12 protein-coding genes are annotated in these 19,220 nt (G+C 64.2%); 5 read left to right on the forward strand and 7 right to left on the reverse strand.

Going from position 1 to position 19,220, the window contains the following annotated elements; translation table 11 throughout:
* Positions 1-526: molybdopterin dinucleotide binding domain-containing protein (locus tag BM136_RS19620; RefSeq protein WP_302848170.1), on the forward strand; the 526-nt coding region annotated here is incomplete at its 5' end.
* 342 nt (positions 527-868) lie between these two features.
* On the opposite strand, the gene BM136_RS19625 is transcribed toward BM136_RS19620, so the two are convergent.
* The 3 genes from BM136_RS19625 to BM136_RS19635 all read right to left on the reverse strand — a co-directional run bounded on the left by BM136_RS19625 (position 869) and on the right by BM136_RS19635 (position 4,962).
* Complete coding sequence (locus tag BM136_RS19625) at positions 869-2,263, reverse strand: NHL repeat-containing protein (protein ID WP_092974528.1); 1,395 nt, start codon at positions 2,261-2,263, stop codon at positions 869-871.
* Between the two features lie 374 nt (positions 2,264-2,637).
* Positions 2,638-4,098: a type IV pilus assembly protein FimV gene (locus BM136_RS19630; RefSeq protein ID WP_092974530.1), complete on the reverse strand. Its 1,461-nt coding sequence runs from the start codon at positions 4,096-4,098 to the stop codon at positions 2,638-2,640.
* A 171-nt stretch (positions 4,099-4,269) separates the two neighbouring features.
* Complete coding sequence (locus BM136_RS19635; protein ID WP_092974533.1) at positions 4,270-4,962, reverse strand: lytic transglycosylase domain-containing protein; 693 nt, start codon at positions 4,960-4,962, stop codon at positions 4,270-4,272.
* A gap of 409 nt (positions 4,963-5,371) precedes the next feature.
* Between BM136_RS19635 and BM136_RS19640 the strand changes: the two genes are divergently transcribed.
* Complete coding sequence (locus BM136_RS19640; RefSeq protein WP_092974536.1) at positions 5,372-7,270, forward strand: leucine-rich repeat domain-containing protein; 1,899 nt, start codon at positions 5,372-5,374, stop codon at positions 7,268-7,270.
* Positions 7,271-7,422: 152 nt separating this feature from the next.
* Here BM136_RS19640 and BM136_RS19645 read toward each other — a convergent pair whose 3' ends face one another.
* Together BM136_RS19645 and BM136_RS19650 are read right to left on the reverse strand one after the other, a co-directional pair.
* A complete protein-coding gene (locus tag BM136_RS19645; protein ID WP_254775700.1) occupies positions 7,423-11,421 on the reverse strand; it encodes a type III effector protein in 3,999 nt (1,332 codons plus the stop codon).
* Positions 11,422-11,569: 148 nt separating this feature from the next.
* Positions 11,570-11,941, reverse strand: coding sequence for a type III secretion system chaperone family protein (locus BM136_RS19650; protein ID WP_092974542.1), 372 nt, complete (start codon positions 11,939-11,941; stop codon positions 11,570-11,572).
* A gap of 243 nt (positions 11,942-12,184) precedes the next feature.
* On the opposite strand from BM136_RS19650, the gene BM136_RS19655 reads away from it, so the two are divergent.
* The 3 genes from BM136_RS19655 (at position 12,185) to BM136_RS25420 (ending at position 14,315) form a co-directional block, all read left to right on the forward strand.
* Positions 12,185-12,694 carry a sigma-70 family RNA polymerase sigma factor gene (locus BM136_RS19655; RefSeq protein ID WP_092974545.1) on the forward strand — a complete coding sequence of 170 codons (510 nt, stop codon included), beginning with the start codon at positions 12,185-12,187 and terminating at the stop codon, positions 12,692-12,694.
* On the forward strand, positions 12,691-13,641 hold the full coding sequence (locus tag BM136_RS19660; RefSeq protein WP_092974548.1) for a DUF4880 domain-containing protein: 951 nt from the start codon (positions 12,691-12,693) through the stop codon (positions 13,639-13,641). The genes BM136_RS19655 and BM136_RS19660 overlap by 4 nt, the downstream gene beginning before the upstream one ends.
* Positions 13,642-13,787: 146 nt before the next feature.
* Positions 13,788-14,315, forward strand: coding sequence for a helix-turn-helix transcriptional regulator (locus BM136_RS25420; RefSeq protein WP_175537176.1), 528 nt, complete (start codon positions 13,788-13,790; stop codon positions 14,313-14,315).
* 160 nt (positions 14,316-14,475) lie between these two features.
* Here BM136_RS25420 and BM136_RS19670 read toward each other — a convergent pair whose 3' ends face one another.
* Both BM136_RS19670 and BM136_RS19675 read right to left on the reverse strand, forming a co-directional pair.
* Positions 14,476-15,213, reverse strand: coding sequence for a response regulator transcription factor (locus tag BM136_RS19670; RefSeq protein ID WP_092974551.1), 738 nt, complete (start codon positions 15,211-15,213; stop codon positions 14,476-14,478).
* A gap of 272 nt (positions 15,214-15,485) precedes the next feature.
* On the reverse strand, positions 15,486-19,208 hold the full coding sequence (locus BM136_RS19675) for a hypothetical protein (protein WP_092974555.1): 3,723 nt from the start codon (positions 19,206-19,208) through the stop codon (positions 15,486-15,488).
* Positions 19,209-19,220: the final 12 nt, after the last annotated feature.

Below are 19,220 nucleotides of genomic sequence, written 5' to 3' on the forward strand. Positions count from 1 at the left end.
CTTTGCCGGCTTCAACGAGAAGATCCGCGTGCCGGGCGGCTTCCGCCTGCGCAACACCGCATCCGAACGGGTGTGGAGCACGCCGTCGGGCAAGGCGGAATTCCACACGCACGCCGTGCCGACCGACACGCCAGTCCATCGCGCCCGCGAGCGCCATGCGGATACGACGGTCTTCACGCTGGCCACAATCCGCTCGCACGACCAGTACAACACCACGATCTACGGCATGGACGACCGCTACCGCGGCGTGTTCGGCCAGCGCCGCGTTGTCTTCATCAACAAGGAAGACCTGCACACGATCCGCATGAAAGACGGCGAGTGGGTCGACATGGTGACGCTGTCAGACGACGGCACCACGCGCCGCGCCGATGGCTTCCGTCTGGTGGCGTACGACATTCCGCGCGGGTGTCTGGCGGCGTATTACCCCGAAACCAACCCGCTGGTGCCGCTCTCTTCCGTCGCTGACCAGGCTCGCACGCCGACTTCAAAGTCGATTCCGGTGATGCTGGCGCCGGCCAGGCGCTAAATGCACTGGTCAATTGGACTCCAAGCGATTGGATAGATTGTGTCTCTCTTGTTTGTCTGCCGTTAGCTTAATGGCGACTCAATAGCGCGATCGCTTTATTAAATCGCTTGGTGCACTGAATGAAGAATGCTTCATGGCGGTGAGGCGCGCGTTGTTCAAATAATCTCATCAACGTTCGTTGGCAGGCGATGATCCAATAAACTGATCCGTAGCCATGATTCACGTGCCTCCGTGAAGAGCGGTCAAGAAGCCCCGGGGCGGTTACAAGCGCCTTGGGGCTTTCTTTTTCTTTTTCGATAGGGCGAAAACGAAACAGAATCAGGTGGTGGGTACGCCGTACATTTACTGGCTGGGTGCGACGTTGCGGATCAGGTTATTTGCTTGGTCGGCGATGTACAGATTGCCGTTGGTGTCGACCGCAATCCCGGAGGGCTGATTGAACATCGCGGTGGTGCCAGCGCCGTCGGCGCTTCCAGGGTTGAGGGAACCCGCCAAGGTGGCAACCACGCCCGCCGGGGTCACCATGCGGATCAAGTTGTTGCCGTCGTCGGCGACATAAAGCACGCCGTTGGTACCGATCGCGATGCCCACCGGTAGGGCGAACGTTGCCGCAGTACCCACTCCATCATCACTGCCAGTCGCGCCGGAGCCCGCCAGTGTCGTGACAACACCTGACGATGAGATCTGCCGGATATCGCTGTTGAACCACTCCGTCACATACAGCGTGCCAGACGGAGAGCGCGCGATGCCCGAAGGGCCATTGAAGGTGGCGAGCGCAGCCGCGCCATTGTCGCTGCCAGCTGTTGTTGTGCCGGCCAGCGTGGTCACCACGCCGGCTGGCGTGATCTTGCGGATCATGTTGTTGCTGTAATCCGCCACGTAGACGTTTTCGTTGGCATCCACCGCGATGCCCAGCGGGTTGTTGAACGAAGCGCTTGCGCCGATGCCGTCGGCGCTGCCCGCAGTTGCCGAACCGGCAAGCGTCGTCACGATGCCGCCTGGCGTGATCTTGCGAATATCGTTGCCGTAGAACTCCGACACATAGAGGTTGCCGCTGGCTGCCACCGCAATGCCGACCGGAGTCGCGAACTTGGCACTGCCCGCCATGCCATCGACGTGGCCCGGGCTTCCTGTGCCTGCCAGGGTCGTGACCACGCCGCCCGGTGCGATTTTGCGGATGACGTGGTTGCCGAAATCCGCCACATAAAGGTTGCCTGAGGCGTCTCGCGCAATACCGCTCGGCTGTCGGAACGAGGCCGCCGATCCAGTGCCGTTGACATACCCCGCCGTGGTGGAACCGGCGATGGTGGACACCATTGACTGAGCGACCGCGCAGTTCACGCTCACGTTATTGACGTTACCGTTGGCCAGCCCGCTGCCGTTTGCAACGGAGCAGGATTGCCAAAGCGGTTGGGCGTTGACGGAGACAGCGTAGGCACTGCCCGCCGCTACAGAAATGGAAAAGCTGAAGCTGCCGTCGGCGGCTTGGACGATCGGATCTGCGCCGTTGTTAAGCAGCGTGAGGCTGCCGTAATCGAGCAAGCCCGAGACCGTTCCCGCAATGGTGTAAGTGGCCGGAGCCGTTGGGGCCACCGGGCCGACCGGTGCTCCGATCGGCGCACTCGGCTGCGTTGCACTGGGGGGCGGCGTGGTGGCCGTATCGCCGCCACCGCCGCATGCGGTCAGGATCAGGCAAATCGGGATGGCTTTCAGAAGCGGAGGGCACGCGGAGAACATGGCTTGGTGCTGGGCAAACGTCGATCAGGTTGGATTGGGCCATCGACTCCAGCGATCGGGGGCGCGGCATGTGCCTTTTGCGCCGCCGTATAGACCAGCTCTGATATGACGCCAGACCGGGCGAGGTTGACGCTTCGCTGGAAATGTAAGGGCTCGCCTTAAATCGGCACGTCCTCGTGGAGGTGTAGCGGCGCCTCGAAAAGAAAACGTTTGCGTGCGGGTTTTCACTGCTTAGGCGCCGAATGAGAAAACGCGCCATACATACGATCCTGCACTTGCCGGCCCGCGCAGGCTCGGACATGCGGCAAGTGGCGCAGCCGTAACGGGCTCACGGCGCGCTCGTCTTGCTGCTGAACTTCCTCGCCGTCATCGCTCTACCGTGGTGACACAGTCTGGCTATTGCGCGGGGCGCGAGGGCCGCGCTCGGTCAGCGGATCCGCGTGATCGTGGAATTGGGTATAGATCGCGGCCAGTGCGGACTGCACCTTGCGCATGCGAATGCGGTAGAACATCAACCCGGCCGATAGCACAGCCAGCAGGACGCCTAAGACTGGGCCCATGACGTCGGCGCGCTTCCAGAGCGCTGCATGGTCGGCGGGCGCCGGGCTACGGCTTTCGACCTCGTCCCCTGACGGTGCCGTCGCGGGGGCTGCGGCAGTCTGTGGAGGCACATTCTCCAACGCCGCAAGCCGCCGCATATCGGCCAGATTCCGCTCAACCTGCGCAAGGCGCGATTCGAGTTCACGGATCGCCTGCCTGGCCGCAACCAACTCCTCGTTGAGCTGCTCGACTTTGGCCTGCTCTTGCGCACCCGTGGCGGAAAGGCGCAGCGTGTCCTTGTCCGATGCATTGGCTGGCGCCGAACGCGGCCTGCTGCCGGCGACGGCGTTGGCATTTGCCTCGGGAACAGGCGGCGTGCGGTCGGTAGCGACGGCCTGCGTCAGCATGCGGATCTGGCGTTCGGCCTCACCTCTTGCCACCGCGGTTATTTCGTCTGCCGCTGGCACACGCAACGTTGCGCCGACGCGCAGGCTGTTGATGTTTCCGGCAATAAAGGCGTGCGGATTGCTCCGGTAAAGTGCCAGCGCCGCCTGTGCAGCAGAGGCATCCGCCCGATTCCGCACGGTGCCGAACGCGATCTGTGAGAGGTTGTCGCCCGCTTTGACGGTATAGGGCGCTGCGGCGCGCTCGTCGTCTTCACCCGCAGACGAGGTGGTTGCCGCCGCCGATGGACGCACGCCGTCCGGCTGACTGCTGGCGGTCGCGTTTGCCGCCGGAGTGGAAGCGCCTGCCGCTGCAGGCGTCTGCACCCGTGGTGCCGACGCACCGCTGGACGCCGACACTGCGGAAGCAGGCGCCGGTTTGCGTTGCGTCTGCAGGAACGTGGTGGGGGCGCTTGCCGCGCCTGGCGGGCTGAGCAGCACCGTATATGCCGCCAGCGTGTTTCCACCAGGCCCCGCAAGGCGCACGACGATATCCGCAATGGAGTCCACTTGCGGAACGGTCGAGTACACGCGAACGACATAGCCGCCGTCTTGCCGCTGCACCAGGGTCGTACGCAGCGAAGGCGCGCTTGCGCCGTAAGGCACGCCAGCGGCAAGGTAGCTTTCGCGGTTGCCGGGCTGCAGCACCAGCGCTTGGGCATCGTGGGGCCGCAACCCCGTCAAATCGATTTCCGCATCAAGCGGCTGGCCGATGTTCGAATGCAGATGTAGCACGCCCAGTTCGACTGCATGCCCGGCCGGCATGAATGCCCACAGGGCTGCCGCGGCCGCCGCAGCCAGTGACCTGCGCGCGGGCCGATGCGCAATTCCTCCAGGAAATCGCTTTTTCATGTTGAATGCTCCCCTTGTATTGCTGACACCCGATTTATTGTTTTGGGGGTGGTCGGGAAGGATAGAGCGTTTCGTCAGCGGATCGCCAATGACGACAGGGCAGTTGAGAAAAATTCAGAGTTCGAGCGTCGTGCCTGTTCGGGCCCCGCAATCAATCGATGGCGCGCGGTCTTACCGGCTGAACCGATCCCGCAGGCTTGCACTCTGGTTCAGGCTGGTCAGCATGGCATCGAGCCAGTGTTCATCTCCACCTGCCGTCGGCACGTTCGATGCACGTACATCGTGCTCGGGGGGGCGATCTGCTGCGTGCTTGAGAACGACGGGGCGCATGGGTTTGGCGCCATCCTGCATGGGTTGCGGCGCCGGCTCTTGTGCACGCGTTTGCCCGGCAATCGGCAGGGGCGCGCGTGCTGCAAGCTTGCGGTTGAGAATGCCCTCTACGGCCCGGGCATAGATGCCGTTTTCCCCGGGAGACTCCGAGTGATACGCCCCGATGGCATGCCAGCTGTTGCCGTGCAGTTGCACCTTGCGCGCAAGATGCCACGCAGCCACGTAGGCGCTGACGCACGGGTCATAGAGCATCTGGCGGCCGATACCGTAGCGCGACAGTTCCGGGAGGTGGATGGTGTTGATCTGGAACATGCCCAGGTCTTCACTGCCGTTGCGGTTCCGGTTGTGCGCTTGCGGGTTCAGGTGCGATTCCTGATAGCCGATGGCACGCAGAACCTGGGCATTGACGCCGTGGTATGCGGCGGCATCGTCGATGCAATCGGCCAGGGCTGCAGCAGGCAGGCAGCCCAGCAGTGCAATGGCGAAAACCAGCGCCCGCCGCAGCGCCGCAGCGTACCGGTCACGCCCGCGCATGCTCTTGCCTGCCGGCGCAGGCGCGCGTCATGGGGTGCCGTTGCTGCAGGCGTTGCTGCTGCCAGGTGTGATGCGTTTCGCGGCGCGTGGGCGGTACTGTATGGGTGGCTGCGCGACGCTCCCGCGCAGCCATGATGCGAGACGATGGGGCATGCATTGCGGATCTCCGGTAACGAGCATGCGCGCATCATAGAAATGCGTGCCGGGCGTTGCGCACGCACAGTGCGAATTTGCCTGCCTCGCAGCGAAACCGTATCGACAGCGTGCATGGGCATGACGGTTCGCCGCGGGCGCAACGGGTTCGTCCTGCCACAGGTCATGTTGCGCGGTGGTCCATACGATCAGCAAACAGGCGGAAAGGGCGCGTTGCCCGCCGCCTATTGCCACTTCATCTTCTCTTGGGCCCATCATGCAATCACATTACGGTAGTGCCTCCACGCTGCCCGGTACCGTCGCGCAGAGCCATGCCGACCGGGGTGCGGCGGATGCAGGTGTCTCGGTGACAAACAAGCTGTCGCGCGCATTGCGGCGCGTGCTGCAGCGTGTGCGGACCGGGCACGCCGAGGCGTCGCCGGCCGCCAATCGATTTCACATGCCGCTCTCGCATCACGACCGACAGGCAGCGCCGACGTCTTCGCGCGCACAGCATCAGCAGCGTGCAGGTGCGGCGCGCGATGCATTGCGCATCCAGCAAGCCATGCCACAGGGCCACGGCCTACGAGCCCTCATTCCGCCCACCGATGCCAGCCGCTGGCTGGCCGTATGCGAGGCGGTGGCGGGTTGGCAGCAGGAGATGGCGCGCCGCCTGCACCGCTACAGCGGCCCGTTGCTGACCGACACCGCACGGCCCACGGAGCAAGGCTTGGCCCTGGCGGCCACGCGCATGCTGCTGGCCATGCAGCAGAAAAGCCGACACCTCGTGCTCGACGGTATTCCTGTGATGCGCCTGCCTGCGGCCCTGTGCCTGGCCGAAGAGCTGGAGCGGCTGACCGTCCATGATTGCGATCTCTTTGAGTGGCCGGCGTCCGGTGGTTTGCCGGTCAACCTGAGCGCGCTGCATTTCGCGCGCAACCCGCGGTTGTCAGCGTTGCCGGGGCGGATCGGCAAGCTGTTGCAGTTGCAGGAAATTGTCGTGCTGGATTCGCCGCTGCGCGCGCTGCCGTCATCGTTGTCTCAACTGCCGAAGCTGGAGCGCCTGGTTCTGCAGGGCACGGATCTGCGCATCGTGCCCGTTGAGCTTGGCACGCTGGCCGCATTGCAAACGCTGACGCTGGCATCCAACAAGTTGCTCAGCCAACTGCCGATCAGCCTGGGCCAGCTTGCGCAACTGCGCGAGCTTCACCTGCGCGGCAATCCGCTGCTCTCTGTGTTGCCCGACACGCTGGGCAACCTGGCCGAACTGGAGCGGCTGGACCTGCGCGAGAACACTGCCATGACGACGCTGCCCGGGTCGCTCGGGCGACTGCGCAAGCTGCGTCATCTTGACGTCTCTGGCATGTCGAACCTCGTAGCCGTGCCGGAGGGCATTGGCCATTGCGTGCAACTCCGCACGCTGCGCCTGCGCGATTGCGGATCACTGCGCAGCTTGCCAGCGTCGGTTGGCGACCTGAAGCAGCTGACGCACCTGGATTTGCGCGGCTGCTACGCCTTGGCAGGCCTGCCTGATACGCTGCGCGATCTGCCGCCAGCGTGCCGTGTCGATGTGCCGGCGCACCTGTCTGCTCGGCTGGCTGAGTTGCGGCCCATAGCCGGCGCCATCGCGACGGCCGGTTCTGCCATCGCACCGGATTGGATCGCGCTGCGCCAGGGCTGGCGCGCACGCCTGCAGCCCTATGACGCCGAATATGGCAGCGATGCCTTGTGCATCTGGATGGAGCGCTATATCAACGCCATCGCACCCGACGCCTTGCGTGCATACCGCGATAGCCGCCGTCTCGGCCTGCTGGTGGATGGCCTGTGCGAATTGCCAGCGCTGCGCAGCGCCGTCTTTCAGCGAGCCCAAGAGCGTTATGCGCTCGGTTGCCTGGACGAAGAGGCGCTGTCGCTTGATGCGCTGATGGCGATGCTCCTGAGCGAGCGCCTGCGCGAGCCCGGGTTGCCGGAAGACGCTGCCGCACGGATGGTGCGTGGCGAGGCCTTTGCAGCGTTGCTCGAATATGGCGCCGCGGGTGGGGCGATTGACGAGGTTGTTCAGAAATTCGCAGCTTGGCCGCCGCTGCAGAGTTACGTCGCACGCTACGTCAGGGCTGGCGACGGCCTCGCACAGCGGCACGTTGCTGTCGCGCGCGACTGGCTGCACGCTGGCTAGCACGGCCGTTCAATCGTGTTTCCCATGGGCCGGCTTGATGCCGGCCTTTGTTTTGCCCAATGCAACACGGCCAAAGACGCTTGGAAGCAGGCAAAAAAAGGCCAGCCCGGGCGCTCCTGGGCTGGTGTCAAGGGCGTGAAGTCTGAGGAGACTTATGTCGGCGATTGACTTTCGTCGGCTGGGAAAGCGTTACCAAGCAGCGCTTTGCGGCGCTGAATCTCCTGCTGTGCCTGCTGGCTGATCGGCAGGTTCATGGCAGCGAGTTGCTGCAGATTCGCCAGGTTGGCCTGCTTGATCGATGCTTTGGTCGGTTCCAGGCGTGTGCGCAATTGGCCAATGGTGCCGGACGGTTGCGGCTTGCCGTGCAGGGCGGCCTGGGTTTGGTCGTTCTCGCGTTGCAGCGCCTTCGGGTTGCGCACCAGCGACTGGATGCCGATGTTGCGCTCCTCGGTATGGAACAGCGCAGCCGAGTTGATGGCGCGCGTGTTGCCAATGATCTTCGAGAACGCATCGAGCAGCGGACGGCCCTGGTTGGAGTCGCACAGATAGTCGGCGCGTTCCTCGATGGTCGTCATGGCTTGCAGGCGTGCACGCATCGCCTCCACGTCGAGGTGGCTTACGTCGATCGGCTTGGCCAGCGGTTCGGCAAGCTTGAATAGCTGTTCGCCATTGGCGGTCGAACCCGGAGCGTGCGCAGCCACCTGCGTCGACACCTGTGCCGCACGTGCGAACGGGGTTGCCGCGTGATAGCGCACGAACTCGTTCTTGATTTGGACGGGGCGGTTCTCGGCCGCCGCGGCGTTGATCTCTTGCGTCGCCGCTGCGTACTTGGCCACCACATCGGCCATCAGGTTCGGATTGGCGAGGTAGCGATCGCGTTGCACCGGATTTGCATCGAACGCTTGCCGTAGCGCGGCGTCTTCGCCATGGGCTTCCGCGTCGACGATCTTGGCGAGGAAGGGATGCTGCATGATGAGGTAGCTCGTGTCGGAGCCCATCACCTCGCCCGCGTAGCTCTGTGTGCTGTCCGTATGCGAGACCGACGGCGTGAACGTGCCGTGCGGCGTCGGCACCGTCAACGACAGGCTCATGCCGCTGTTCTTGTTGCGCAGGACGCGCGCATATTGCAGCTCCATCGGGGCGTTCTCCACGTCAGGCGCCTGGCGCAACTTGACGACCAGGCTGGTGCCGTCGGTCACGTTGAGCAGCAGCCCCTGCGTTTGGCGGATCAACTCTTGCGGATCGAACTTGTCGTCCTGCAGCCGCATGTTCGGCGCGAATTTTTCCACGGCCGCTGCAATTGCCTGGTTGAGTATCACGCCGGTAATGGGCGCACCGCCCTGCGAGGTGAACGTGAACTGCCAGAACTTGCCCGTACGGCTGGGGTTGACCTGATGATTGGCGTTCATCAGGCGCGCCTCAGCGGTGAGCGAGACTTGCCCTGCGCTATTGCCCACCGAGATGGAACCCGTGAACGGGCCCAGTTGCACTTTGCTGGTAGACCGGCCGAAGCGGTTGAGGATCGCGTTGAGCGCACTGCTTTGCGCGCCGCCGGAAACCGTCGCCTTCAGTGCCGTATCCCAGCGCTGCCACAGCGATTTGTCTTTCAACGGACCGTTCTTCTGCACGTCGTAGTTCTTGAGCGGCAGGTACGTCTTGTCCAGCATTCCGCGCGCAGTCTTGTACATCGAATCGGCCGTCAGGATGGCTTCGGCGGCGGCCGTGCCGTGCTCCTCACGCTGCGCCATCTGCTGCTTCACGACAGAAATATGCGCGCCCACGCAGCCCAGCGCCAAGCTGATCGCAGCATGGCTCTTTGCCACGAACGCCTCGGGGTTGGCGAGTGCATCCTTTTGCGGATAGCGGCCATGCCACACGGTCGGGTTGATCTGTGCGAAGGCCGCTTCGCGATGCTGGTTCAGCGTATCGCGCTCTTTGGCGGGCATGAACCGATCGTTCCTGGCGAGCACGGCGCCCGCGTGATCCGCAAATTGCAGATAGGTGCCGATGAGATGCTCCAGTTGGTCCGTCGCGTGATTAAGCTGCTCGGGGCTGGCGTGTGTGATGGCGTTGCGGAACTGCGCGGGGATGTTGGCTTCCTCGCCATAGTGCAGGCGCTCGGCGTCGGTGAAGGGCTGCGCAGGGCCCGCATGCAGTTCGTGCGTCAGCGCCTTGCGTGTCTCGTTGTACAGGTGGAGCTGCGCGGGCGGCGGTTCGGCACAGGCTGCATCGAGCTGCTGATGCAGCTTGAACGTGGACTGGTAATCCTTGTGATAGCCCGGGTCCAGCAGCGTGTGCGGTGCGGCCGCGCTTTCCGTGAAGAACTGCGCCACGTTGCCGCGCACGTTCACATCAAAGCTGCCGCCGGCTTCCAGATTGGTGCTGCCATGGGTTTCGTTGCCGACGGTGGCATCTACGCTGCCGGTCACCTGGCGGTAGGCCAGGAAGCGGTCGCCATACGCCACGGAATCGGGCACGTCGCGTCGCGGTTGCGCCGGCATGGGCTGCCCGCTGCCGATGCGATCGGTCAGCACGTCGGCGATTGGCGGGTATGCGGCTTTCATCAGCGTGCCGAAGCGGTCTCCGCCCACTTTCTGGTCGATTGCGCCGGCCAGCAGCGTCATCTTCAAGGTGTTGAAACCCTTGGCAATCTTGACGTCGTTCAGGAAGTAAGGCTTGCCCGGGGCTTCCGTGTAGTTGCGGCCGATGGCGTGAGACACCAGATTGGCCAACGATTCCAACTGCTGCTTCACCTGGCGCGCATGCGGCCCGGCAGACTTGACCCAGGCGCGGTTGGCATCGTGGTTGGCAACGAGCTTGACGAGTTGGCGCAAGTCATCATGTTCGAGGTAGACATTGCCGCCGGACAGGTCCAACCGGCCCGTCAGCTTGGCGGCCCACTCGCCCAGCTTGCCGCCCAGCGCAACTTTGGCGAAGGCCTGTGCCGAGGGCCAGTAGTCGACGTCACCGTCGTCATCGGCAAAGTACAGCCGGCCCTTGCCGCCACCCGCTTCCACCGACACGTGGGCACCCGCATAGCGGTTAGTGGGAAAGCCTGAGATTGACACGCTGCCCGACGTGCCCGTGCTCACGTTGGAGCCGGGCTTGGCCGTGCTGATACCCGGCGCTTTGGCTTCGAGGTTGGCGGTTTCCTTCTCGGCGTAGTGGCTCATGACGTCGTGCGCGCTGCCGCTCAGGTGCGTGCGCTTGAGTTCGTTGAGCAGCGCGGCGATCCCTTTGTAGGCGTCGGCCGGATCATGGTTGCCCAACGATTTGGCAAGCTGGCGCGCGGTCTTGGCCGCCGATGCAAATGCATCACGCACCGCCATGCCAACCTCGTGCGGAGCCTTGCGGGTGTTGTCCGCGGCAATCGTCTGGAGGGTGCCTAACTGATGCTGAAGCTTGGCGCGCAGCCCGTCACTGTGCGGGTGCGAGCGCGTGAGCGCCATCGGCACCGTGGGGAGCGCATCTTTCAGTGCAAGCGCCATCTGGCGCAACTGGGGCTTGTTGAGCGCGCCGGTATCCGGATCGAACACGGGCGCATTCGGCGGCGTGTGGCGGCCTTGCGCGTGCGCGCTGGACGAGGGAGACAACGGCGGCGAGGTGGGTGAGGGCGGCTGCAGCACGATGGCAAGCTCGTGCTGCGTGCCGTGCTCCGCGCTGTGCGTGTGAGCCGTCCCAGACGATTCGGCATGGGGCGGCTCCGTGGGTGCCGGGTTCGGGTTCGCTTGCGTCGGGTTTGCTTGAGCGTGTGAGGTGTGAGCCGGCATAGCGGCTGAACTGCTGGCGTGCCCCTGTGCCTGTGCCTGGGGCGCAGCAGTTTGCGGTTGCGCGGGCTGTTGCGGCGGCCACTGCAGTTTGCCCTCGCGAATACGCTTCTTGGCTTCCCGGTGCACAGCGCGCGTTCCACGCCCGCTCAAGTTGGTATTCGACAGCTCAATCTTGAGCTGTGCGTTGCTGAGCGATTTCGCAGATTCCCTTTGCCGGCCCCCAACCGCCATGTCGGCAAGAGCACGCAGGCCGCTTGGCAACTGCGAAGTCTTGCGCACGCTTGGCATCGATGGCTGCGCGGATTGCGATGCCGGTGCACTGGACGACGTCTGCGCCGGAGGCGTCGCGCTGGAGTGGCGAGAAAATATCTTCATCTTCATGATGGGCGAGGGCTCCGAGGTTGGCATGCCGGGGCAACGCGGTTTCGCCCGAGCACAATTGAACCTTGCAAGCGTAGCCAGCCTCTGTCGGCGAACTTCACGCGTGCCGAAGTGCTGCGTCGGCATCCGAAGCCTCCGCTTTGGCGGCTCAGTACCGCGTGGGCGCGCCGCCGCCGTCCAGCTCCGCCGTGAGCGCAGCGATGGCATCGAGCAAATCGGTCGCTTCGGGGTCGTCGTCCAACGCATAGCGGAAGCGATAGATCATCTGGCCGGTCTGCGGGTGTCGCACGACACTGCCGCGTGCGGCACCGTCCACTTCCAGACAAAGACCGAGCAGCAGGTTGAGCGTCAGCGCGACGTCCAACGTCTCGCGCGGCCCAAGTTCGACGTACGCCGTGAGCATGTCGGGTTCGGCGTAGCTGTCATAAGCCAGCCAGATGTTGCGGGTGCCGATGCGCAGGGCATGCGCGGGCAATGCGTCGACGTCAAACGGGGGGTGGGGCAGTTCTTCGGGGGGCATGGGGGGGCGCCGTGGCGGTTGTCGCTGCAACGAATTGCAGCAACCGGGTTGCACCGCTGAACGATGACAGCAGAGGCATCTGGATGTAGCGGGTCTGCCGAAAAACTGCGATAAAAGCCGAAAAAATGCTCACCTGAAATATCAGCGGTGGTTAGAATCTCGACATCTGGGTGGGGGCTTTCTCAACACCGGATCGGGCCGTTTGCCGGGGAACGGCCAGCACAGATTTTCGCGGAGGGTACCGTGACGCAAACCTGCCAGCCAGTTACCGAACTGGCCTCTGACTGGTTCCGACAACACTATGCATGGCTCGCCCGTCGTATGGGCGGCAAGACGGGCTGTCGCTTTGGCGCTGAAGACATTGCGGCGGAGGCGTTTGTGCAATTGCTGCAAAGGCCCGGGTGGCAAGACATCCGCGAGCCGCGCGCCTTGCTGACAACGATTGCGCAGCGTTTGCTCTATGACCTCTGGCGCCGTCGTGATCTGGAAGACGCCTATATGGCGTGGGCCGCCACGCAACCGCAAGCAACGCTGCCATCCCCGGAAGACCGCGCGTTGATCCTCGAGACCCTCACCTCCATCGATCGTATGCTCGATGGGCTTTCCGCCAAGGCGCGCGCCGCTTTTCTCTACAGCCAGTTGGATGGCCTCACATACCCTGAGATTGCCGAGCGCCTGCAGGTCTCCGTTCGCATGGTGCAGAAATACATGACGCAGGCCATGCGCCTGTGCTATCTGGCCGAATCATCGTGAAGCACGCGCTGGATGATCGGATCGCCGAGCAGGCGATCCAGTGGCTGGTCGTACTGCGCTCGGGCACGGCTTCGGAGATGGAGCGCCAGCGCTTTGCCGCTTGGCAGGAAGCCGATCCCGCGCATGCCGCTGCCGTGCAGCGTTTGCAAGGCGCGTTGGGTTCGATGGCACTGCCGCCCGTGGCAGACCCGCACCGTCGCGCCGCGCGGCGGCTTCTCGATACGCCGTCTTCGCCGACACGGCATGTGCGCCGCGCGCTCATCTTCAGCGGGCTGGGTCTGGGTGTTGCTGCCCTCGTTGACAGAGAGATCCCGCTATCCGACCTGGTTGCCGACATGCGCACGGTCACCTCGGAGCGCCGCGACTTCGCGCTGGCCGGCGGCTATCAACTACGCCTGAACGCGCGCAGCGCGGTGGATGCCTCTGTGGGTGCGCGCGGTTACGACGTGCGACTGCGCAGCGGCAGCGTGCTGGCTGTGGCAGGGTCGCCGTCGGGCCAGTTGCGGTTGTGGTCTGCGGCGGGCACGGTGGAATGCACGGGTGGCATGATTTGCGCAACGCTGGAGCCCAGTGGCGCGATGACGGTTGCCGTGCTCGAAGGCAGCGCGGCGTTGTCGACGCCGACCGGTGCCGTTTCCACGGCGCATGCGGGCGAGGTACGGCGTCTGGGCGACGGTGGCATCGAAAAACTGACGTTGATGGCGCGCAACGTGGCCGCCTGGACGCGCGGCATGGTCGAAGTCGAACACCAGCCGCTGGCGGATGTGATCGACGCATTGCGCCCCTACCACCGTAGCCTGATCGAGCTGCACCCCGAGGTGGCCGACCTGCGCGTGACGGGGCGGTTCCCACTGGAGGGACGTCGAGCCCTTCACATGCTGGCCGAAACGCTGCCTATCCAGGTGAAGGAGCTTGGCGGCGTGTGGGTGCGCATCGGCCCACGCTGAGCGCACGTCGGCCGCGAAATTTTTTCTCGATCGGGGTTCCGGTTTTTCTCCCTCGTTGCACAGAGAGAGTAAGAGGCTGTCGCGGAACCCCATCCGCGCGCGCCACTGCATCCAGATGCATAGCTTCCACAAGAGCGAAGGACGACATGAACGCCCGGGCCCAGAACGACGTGCTGCTACACGCAGACGACAACACGCGAGAAAGCCGGTATTTCTCCCCGCTTCCTGTAGCTGCCGCTTGGCGGGCGCCGGCGGTGCTACCTGTCACGATCACGGTTCGACAGGTGACACGCGCATCCAACGGTGTGATCCTGGTCGACCTGACCGAGCTTGCCGAGGCCGCTGGCGAAGACCCGCCAGCTCAGCCGGTCACGCTGGAGCAGGCGCACGCGATGCTCGGGCGGATGCTGGAATCCACGCGGAAGGCGCCTGTCCCTCCGTCGGACAGAGGGGCTGTGCTCTCCGTGCTGACACCACGGCAGTGCGACATCCTGCGTGAGGCGGCCTCAGGAAAATCCAATGTGGAGATCGCACAGGCGCTGCATATCGGCGTAGAAACCGTGAAATCGCATGTGCGTCAAATCCTGATGCGTTTACAAGCACGCAATCGGACCGAATTGGCAGCGTTATATCAGCAATGTGTGGGTGACGGTCGATCGCGCGAAAGTCATTAACGCGATAACCAATGGCAGGACAGTATGTTTTAAACCGGCACTGAATTTATTAAGCCGGTACTGAAATATATGCCCTGAAGATTTTCATTAAGAAACGCTAAAAAAATTCGCTGTAGGCAGTCGGCCTTACAGCGCGCAATCGTTTGCGCAAAAAGGCCGCTTAAGCGGCCAGAACGGCGTGCGCGTGCGGGCCTGCCGGCTCGTTGCTGGCGACTTGCACGGCCAGCTGATAGCCGCGTGCATAGACGGTCTTGAGTTCCACGCCGGTCTCGGAGCCAAACTGAAGTTTCTTGCGCAGCTTGTAGATGTGCTGCTCGATCGAGCGCTCGACGATGCTGGCGTCTGCGCCCCACACGGCGGATGCGATCTGCTGACGTGACAGGAAAGAGCCTGGCGAAGAGAACAGCAGCCATGCCGTCGCAAACTCCCGAGCGGTCATGCGAACAGGGATGCTGTTGACCGTCGCCGTGCGGGTCAGGCGGCAAAGGCGATACGGCCCCACCACGACGTCGATACCGGCATTCTGTCGCACCGGCTCGGCACGCCGCAATGCCCGTTGCACGCGGGCTTGCAGCTCTTCGGCGCTGAAGTGACCGGTCAACACATCGTCCACCCCGGCATCGAAGGCTGACGCCATGTCCCCCCGGTCGACAAACTGCCCGAACACCAGGGTGGGCCAGCACATGTCGGCATTGCACTCCCGCCACGACAGCACGAGTTGCCCTGCTGTACGGAAGTGCTGAGCGTCGATCATCAACAGATCAAACGTTTCCGTGCGGCGCGCACGCAGCAGCGACAGGGCGTCGTCAAAGCGGACGCACTCCGCCTCTTGCGTGGATAGGCAGCTTGCCACGTAGGCAAAGCTGGACGGGTTGGAGGTCAGTACGGCGAACTTCATAGCGCTTCCCCATTTCAAGCCATCGCGCAGAGGAATCTTTGCAGATGGCGCTTCAAACTGGGGCCAAGCATAACGTTCACAATTTGCTCACACATCCCTATAAAGAGTGAAATCGCGTTTAGATCTGATTGAGTTTTTTTTGTTGAGTCAGCAATCGTCATTTGAGCATGCGAATGCCGCATTCTGTGTGAACGATTATGCGCATATGCACATAAAAAAACCGGCGAAACTGTTAATTCGCCGGCTTATCTGACAACCTGATGAATTGATCTTCAACCGAACTTGATGGCGGCGAGTTCGCGCGTGCCTTCCGCTTCCTTGCTGGCACGTAGCTGTAGCGCGCTGGTCAGGCCACGGCTGCGGCTGGTGGACACCTGTTCGACGATGGCAAGCTTTTCCGGCACGCGGGACGTGGGCGCTTCCAGCAGCGCCTGCGCCAGCGCTTCGGAGGCTTGCGCGTCGGCAGAATTCGGGTCGATGCTTCGGTGCAGGTCCGCCAAGGCCAGGTGGCCCTCGATCTCGCGAGCGACAGACGGCCGAAGCCGATGCCGGTGCAGGTAGCGCTGGTTGGGGCGGGCGTGCTTTTCGACGGTCTCGCAGTAGGCTTCGAACTCGCGTGCGGCTTTTTCCGGCGTGCCGCCGGGCTTGTGGGCAAGCATGTTGATCCACGCATCGCGCTCGCTGCGCACGACAGCCAGGTATTCGCGCACGCTGCGGTATTCGGTGTCGAAGTAGCTGACGCGATCGGCAATCTTGCCGTTCTGGTAAGCCATCTTCACCTTCGTCGTGTGGCCGCCTTCCGACAGCTTCCAGTTGAACCCCAGCGGCATGCCGCCGGTAAACGACTGTGTGAACTTGCCGCTCTCGCCGGCCTTGGCCGAGGCATTGTCGTCGGGGGCTGCCGTGTAGAAGGTACGGCCCACCGAGAATGCCAGGCCGGCGCGCGCGGTCACCTTGTGCCCCGTGGCGACGCTGAACTGCTCGACGCGCATCGTGCCGGTCTTCTCCTGCAGGGTGGCCGTGTTGCTGAGCGTCTTCTCGCCGCGCAGCCGTGCCGACGGGCCGATGCGCACCGGCGTGTGCGGGCTGCTCACACGTACGTTCATGCCAACGCTCGCGTCCATCGACGCGCGCCAGCGCTTCTTGGTCTGGTCGACCCAGCTGATGGAAATGCCGCCGCTGCCACCGCTTTCGCCGCAGTGCTGCGCCAGCGTGTTCCACAGCGTATCGGCATCGGGCCGGTGTTCGGGCGCGGCAGACGCCTGCTCGAACAGCAGGTTGGTGGCCTTGACGATGGCATCCGCCGCGGCTTTGTCGTCGTACTTGATGGGTTCCCAGTCGTCGTGGCCTTCTACGGGGCGCTGCGTGGGCCGTGTGGCACGGATGACCACGCCGCGCGGCTCACCTGTCTCCACATCGAAGGGCGTGACCTTGACGGCGAGCAGATTGGCGCGCAAGCGCTTGCCCCACGTTTTGAGGTCGTAGCCAACAGAGGCACCCACGCCGACCGAGGCGCGCATCGTGCGATCGGTGCCGACGAACACGTCGCGCCCGTGTGCACTGCGCCCGATTTCCACCACGGCCTGGCGGCCTCTGCCGTAATTGGCGTCCAACTGTACAGACACGGGCACCGGCAGCGCCTTGCCGACGTGCGACAAGCCTGTCGATACGCCGGCCGTGCTGCCGCCAATCCAGCCGCCGTTGGACAGGCGCACCTTGTTGCCTGATTCCATGGACGTGAGCAGCGTCTCGATGGTCTTGCGGGCGTCTTCGATGGTGGGCGCCTGCATCTTGAGGTCTTCCGGGTGCTCGAGCTTGTCAGCACGCTCGAGCGCGCTACGGAACGCGGGCGCCTCGGCGGCCTCGCCCGCGTGGGCACTCCAGTAGCGCAACAGCGTGGCCGATGGCTGCAGCCCCACCAGGTATTCCGGCGGCTCGCCCACGAGGCCGGCATGGTCGATGAGCTGCGCCACGTGGGCCTGCGCGGCGTTGACCTGCGGCAGGGTTAGCGTGTTCAACCGGTTTTGCGCCCAGGCCCGGCTGTCTGCATCGTCGGTCAGTCCGGTCAGGGCCACGAATTGCGCGAATTCCTGGTGGGCCGGTGAGCTGCCCGGCGTGCGGGCGACGGCGGTTGGCTCGGCGTTCTCGCGCTGCATGCGGCTGACAGCTGCGCCGACTTCCGGCTGCAGCGCACGCAGCTTCTCTGCCGTGAGTGCGTAGTCGCTCAACGGCGCGTTGGCGGCTGTCAGCTCGGCCCAATGCGCGAGGATCGTGCCGCGCCAAAGATCGCCCGGGTGCGCGATGGTGTGCAGCGAAGGCGTATTGCCAGCCTGCGCGAGCGTGTCGATCATCGTCCGCAGCGCCGCCGTATAGGTGTCCATTTCCTTGACGAGCCCAGGCCGCTGTGCGCCGTGCATGCCAAGCGCAGCCGATGACAGCGGCGATTTCTTCTTGCCGATCATCTGCCAGAAATGGCTGCCCGTGGTTTGCTTTTCCACCCGCGGAATGGTGCGCCCGACAAACTTCGCCAGGCGTGCCTTGGTGTTGGCCAGATCCGAGCCCGGACCGTCTTCACGAAAGCCTTGGTGCCACGCAAAAAGGACACCGGCCTGTTGCGCGCCGACGGGCTCCCCGCGCAGCTTGAGCGCAGCGGCGTGCATGACGTTGACGGCGAGTGACTCGGCCTGGGTGCCGCCGCCAGCCGGGTGGGCGTGCAACAGGGCGGTGGGGTCGGCCGCCGTGGTGGCGGCCGTATGCACATGGTCGGCCGCTTGCAAGAAGGCGCGTGCGGTGTGCGCCTGCTCCGGTGTGGGCGGGGTTTGCATCAGGCCGGTCAGCGCTTCAAAGCCGTGATAGCTGCGCGAGAGCAACTGCGCCGTGCGCCAGGCCGCGCTTGCCACGCCCGCATCGCTCATGCCTTGCGGCATTGGCGGGACCGTCAGGCTGCGTGAAGAACCACCGGAGCCGCTTGAGCCGTACTGGGCCGACAGGCTGGATTGCCGGGAGAGCGAACGCGGGCTTTCCTGATCAACCGTCCCGCTACCGCTGGCTTCGGCACCATGTGCCGACGTTTCGTCCGCACCGAACAGATGCGACAAGCCCAGGTCAGACGCGCTGGAGCGGTGCGACGACGTTGCCGATTCGGCCTCGTTGAACAGGCGGCCCATGCCCAACGAAGAGCTGCCCGTGGAATGTGTTGAGCCGTCATGGCTCGGTGTCGGTACAGGTGTGGCAAAGGCGGCAGCGTCGAAGTGCACCGCATGCGAAACGTGCTGCAGCACCCGCAGCGCATCGGCTGCATTGCCGCCGCTGGTGGCCGCCAGCGCGCGTGCCGCCAACATCGGCCCAATGTAGTTGCCTGCTGCGGACGATGTGCCCTGCGCTGGAGCCGCCAAGACGCCGAGCCGATCGGCCAGCAGCTCACGTTCGCTTGCGCTGCCCGCCGTGCGGAACAACTGCGCAATGCTCTGGCGGAACGCTTCGGCCGTGGCCGGAACCGTCAGCGCAGCGGTCGATGTTGCCGCTTGGGGCGTCGGCGGCTTTCCGCGTTGGCGCAGGCGCTGCGCACCCTGTTCGGCGCGCTGCATCATGGTCGAAGTCTTGCGCTGGGAACGTGCCGCGCGGCGCGTCTCGTGATGTTCCGGAACCTGCGGTGTGGCAGGGTGCGGTGTGCCTTCGGCCGCCTGCGGTGTTGCCTCGGGCGTGGTCGTCAACGTGCCGCGCGTGGGCGCCTTGTAGTTGTCCACCGTATTGAACGACGCGCCGGAGCGCTTGCGGTCGCTTAGCAACGTGGCCAGTTCTGTCTCGTCGCTCTTGGGCAGCTTCTCGCGCACGCGCGATTTCAGGTTGCCGAGCCAGCCACCTTTCTTGCGAGGCTGCGGAGCAGCGCTGCCCTCAGGCGGGGGCGATGGTGTGCGCGCAGCGAAGTCGTGGAGTGTCTCGTACTCCGACGGCGATGTCGGCACGTTGACGGGCAACAGGCGTGAAGGTGGCATGGCTCGGAATGC

Origin of the sequence: Ralstonia sp. NFACC01, from assembly GCF_900115545.1 — a bacterium.
Classification (GTDB): Bacteria; Pseudomonadota; Gammaproteobacteria; order Burkholderiales; family Burkholderiaceae; genus Ralstonia; species Ralstonia mojiangensis.

Coding starts and splice junctions, on each gene's coding strand:
- BM136_RS19625 (WP_092974528.1), bottom strand. CDS start 2,263: ATGTTCTCCGCGTGCCCTCCGCTTCTGAAAGCCATCCCGATTTGCCTG.
- BM136_RS19645 (WP_254775700.1), bottom strand. CDS start 11,421: ATGAAGATGAAGATATTTTCTCGCCACTCCAGCGCGACGCCTCCGGCG.
- BM136_RS19630 (WP_092974530.1), bottom strand. CDS start 4,098: ATGAAAAAGCGATTTCCTGGAGGAATTGCGCATCGGCCCGCGCGCAGG.
- BM136_RS19640 (WP_092974536.1), top strand. CDS start 5,372: ATGCAATCACATTACGGTAGTGCCTCCACGCTGCCCGGTACCGTCGCG.
- BM136_RS19675 (WP_092974555.1), bottom strand. CDS start 19,208: ATGCCACCTTCACGCCTGTTGCCCGTCAACGTGCCGACATCGCCGTCG.
- BM136_RS25420 (WP_175537176.1), top strand. CDS start 13,788: ATGAACGCCCGGGCCCAGAACGACGTGCTGCTACACGCAGACGACAAC.
- BM136_RS19650 (WP_092974542.1), bottom strand. CDS start 11,941: ATGCCCCCCGAAGAACTGCCCCACCCCCCGTTTGACGTCGACGCATTG.
- BM136_RS19635 (WP_092974533.1), bottom strand. CDS start 4,962: ATGCGCGGGCGTGACCGGTACGCTGCGGCGCTGCGGCGGGCGCTGGTT.
- BM136_RS19670 (WP_092974551.1), bottom strand. CDS start 15,213: ATGAAGTTCGCCGTACTGACCTCCAACCCGTCCAGCTTTGCCTACGTG.